Source organism: Streptomyces sp. URMC 124, assembly GCF_051386455.1.
Classification (GTDB): Bacteria; Actinomycetota; Actinomycetes; order Streptomycetales; family Streptomycetaceae; genus Streptomyces.
This window is the reverse complement of the sequence record NZ_JBPQTS010000298.1, coordinates 1-2,786: the sequence shown is the minus strand read 5'-3', so window position 1 is coordinate 2,786 and position 2,786 is coordinate 1. Positions and strand designations below refer to the sequence as shown.

At 75.7% G+C, this 2,786-nt stretch carries 3 protein-coding genes; all 3 read left to right on the top strand.

Translation table 11 applies throughout. From position 1 onward, the window contains the following. Nucleotides 1-15 precede the first annotated feature (15 nt). Nucleotides 16-1,332: an aminotransferase class I/II-fold pyridoxal phosphate-dependent enzyme gene (locus ACSNOG_RS32420; protein WP_436756283.1), complete on the top strand. Its 1,317-nt coding sequence runs from the start codon at nucleotides 16-18 to the stop codon at nucleotides 1,330-1,332. Further along, nucleotides 1,329-2,492: an N-acetyltransferase family protein gene (locus ACSNOG_RS32415; protein ID WP_436756282.1), complete on the top strand. Its 1,164-nt coding sequence runs from the start codon at nucleotides 1,329-1,331 to the stop codon at nucleotides 2,490-2,492. The genes ACSNOG_RS32420 and ACSNOG_RS32415 overlap by 4 nt, the downstream gene beginning before the upstream one ends. Next, nucleotides 2,489-2,786, top strand: a 298-nt coding sequence (locus ACSNOG_RS32410; protein WP_436756281.1) for an NAD-dependent epimerase/dehydratase family protein, incomplete at its 3' end; no start/stop codon positions are given. The genes ACSNOG_RS32415 and ACSNOG_RS32410, both read left to right, overlap by 4 nt.

The window sequence follows — 2,786 nt, the reverse complement described above, 5'->3', positions numbered from 1 at the left end:
TAAGAGACAGCCCCCATGCCCGACAGCAACCGATCCGCCGACCTCTTCGACAAGCCCCTCGACTCCCCCTTCCTGCGCGCGGTCCACGCCACGCCGGTCCGCCCCTACTACCGCCCCCTCCACGCCCGCGACGGCGAGGCCGTCATGGACGGCCGGAAGGTCGTGATGGCCGGCTGCAACGACTACCTCGGCCTGGCCACCGACCCCAGGGTCACCGCCGCCGCCGGCACCGCCCTGCGCACCTACGGAGCCTCCTGCTCCGGCGCCCGCACGCTCAACGGCACCCTCCCGCTCCACGGCGAACTCGAGGCCGCCGTCGCCGGCTTCCTCGGCACCGAGGACGCCGCCGTGGTCACCACCGGCTTCCAGGCCAACCTCGCCCTCGCGGCCCTCTTCGCCACCGGCGACCTCGTCCTCAGCGACAACGCCAACCACGCCTCGCTGATCGACGGCATCAGGCTGGGCGCCGCCGCCCGCCTGCGCTACCGCCACCGCGATCCCGTCCACCTGGAACGGCTGCTCGCCGACGCCGACCCCGCCGCCGCGAAGGCCGTCGTCACCGACGGCATGTTCTCCATGGACGGCGCCCTCGCCCCGCTGCCCGCCCTGACGGCCGTGGCCCGCCGCCACGGCGCGCGCACCATCGTCGACGGCGCGCACGACATCGGCCTGCTGGGGCCCACCGGGCGCGGCGCGGCCGAGCACTTCGGCGTGCACGACCGCATCGACCTGTTCACCGGCACCTTCTCCAAGTGCTTCGGCTCCACCGGCGGGTTCCTCGCCGGCCCCGCCCGCGTCATCACCTATCTGCGCTACGCGGCCCGTGCCGTCCTCTTCTCCGCCTCCATGCCCCCGCCCGCGCTCGCGGCCGCCCGGAGCGCCCTGGAGATCAGCATCGCCGAGCCCTGGCGGCGCCTGCGCGTCCTGACCCTCGCCGCCCGGCTCCGCGACCGACTCGCCGGCCTGGGCTACGACACGGGCCCGGCCTCCTCGCTGCCCGCCCCCGCCTCCACCGGGCATCCCAGCGCGGCGGGGCAGAGCGCCGCGGACGCCGCCGGCCCGGTCATCGCCGTGCGGGCCGGGGACGCCGCCGCCTGTGTGGGCCTGTGGCAGCAGCTGCTCGACGCGGGCGTCTACACCAACCCCGTCGGCCCCCCGGCCGTCCCCGAAGGGTGCTGCATCATCCGCGTCACCCTCCAGGCGACCCACACCGACGCCCACGTCGACCGCATCGCCGAAGCCTTCGCGGCCGCCCGGCGCCTGCCGCCGGCCCCCGCCGTCCCCGTCCTGGCCCGCCCACGCCAGGCCGCCGCCCCGGAGACCGCACGATGACCGACGTCACCATCACCCCCGTACGGGGCCGCGCCGCCACCAACGCCTTCATCCGCCTGCCCTACCGGCTCTACCGCCACGACCCCCACTGGGTCGCCCCCCTCGAACACGAGCTGCGCGCCTGCCTGGACCCCCGCCGCAATCCCTTCCACACCACCGGGACCGTCCAGCTCTTCATCGCCCACCGCGGCCCCGTCCCCCTCGGCCGCATCGCCGCCCACATCGACCCGCGCTACCAGCAGCGCCACCGGGCGGGCACCGGCCACATCGGCTTCTTCGAGTCCACCGACGACCCGGCCGTCGCCGGGGCGCTGTTCACCGCCGCCGACCGGTGGCTGGCGGACCGGGGCGCCGACCACATGCTCGGCCCCCTGAGCTTCACCACCAACGACGAGTGCGGCCTGCTCGTCGACGGATTCGGCGGCCCACCCACCGTGCAGATGCCGCACAACCCCCCGTACTACTCCGAGCTGTTCACCGAGCACGGCTTCACCAAGGCCAAGGACCTCCACACCTTCACCGGCCCCGTGCCACCGGACGGCGAGGCCCCCGCGGTCATCCGCCGCGCCGCCCGGCGCGCCCTCGCCGCCCCCGGCGTGCGCATCCGCCCGCTCGACCGCCGCCGCTACGACGAGGACCTCGCGGCCGTCCGGCACATCTACAACGAGGCCTGGGCCGAGAACTACGCCTCCGTGCCGCTGACCGAGGCCGAGTTCCGGCACCTCAGCCGCCGCCTCAAGCCCGTCCTCCCGCCCGACCTGCTGCAGATCGCCGAAGTCGACGGCGAGCCCGCAGGCTTCACGCTCTGGCTCCCCGACGCCAACCAGGCGCTGGCCGCGGCCCGGGGCCGCCTCACCACGTGGGGCCTGCCCCTCGGGCTGATCCGGGCGAGCCTCGCACGCCGCCGCATCACCCGCACCCGCGCCTCGACTTCCGGCATCACCAAGGAGCACCGCGGCCGCGGGCTGATGGCAGCCCTCTTCTGCCGCGCCCAGGAGGCCGCCGCGCGCCTCGGATTCACCGAGAACGAGTACTCCTGGATCCTGGAGGACAACCAGGACGCCGCCCGCTACGCCCGGGCGATGGGCGCGGTCCACACCCGCACCCACCGCCTCTACCACCGCGCCCTCGCCCCTTCCCCCGCACCGGCCGCTCGATGAGATACGCCGTCACCGGCGCCACCGGATTCATCGGCACCCGCCTCGTCACGCACCTCACCGCGCTCGGCCACGACGTGACCGCGCTCGTGCGCGACCCCCGGCGCCCGGTCCCCGGCGCGCGCACCGAGACCGTCGACCTCGTCACCGGCACCGGGCTCCGCGAGGCCACCGCCGACGCCGACGTCGTCGTCCACCTCGCCGCCCTCACCCACGCCGCCGACCCCCGGGCCCTCACCACCGTCAACACCGGTGGCACACGCCGGCTGGTGGCCGCCCTGGCCGCCCAGCCCCACC

What these genes read in the sequence shown, in the direction of transcription:
- ACSNOG_RS32420 (WP_436756283.1), top strand. Translation starts at nt 16, where the DNA reads ATGCCCGACAGCAACCGATCCGCCGACCTCTTCGACAAGCCCCTCGAC.
- ACSNOG_RS32415 (WP_436756282.1), top strand. Translation starts at nt 1,329, where the DNA reads ATGACCGACGTCACCATCACCCCCGTACGGGGCCGCGCCGCCACCAAC.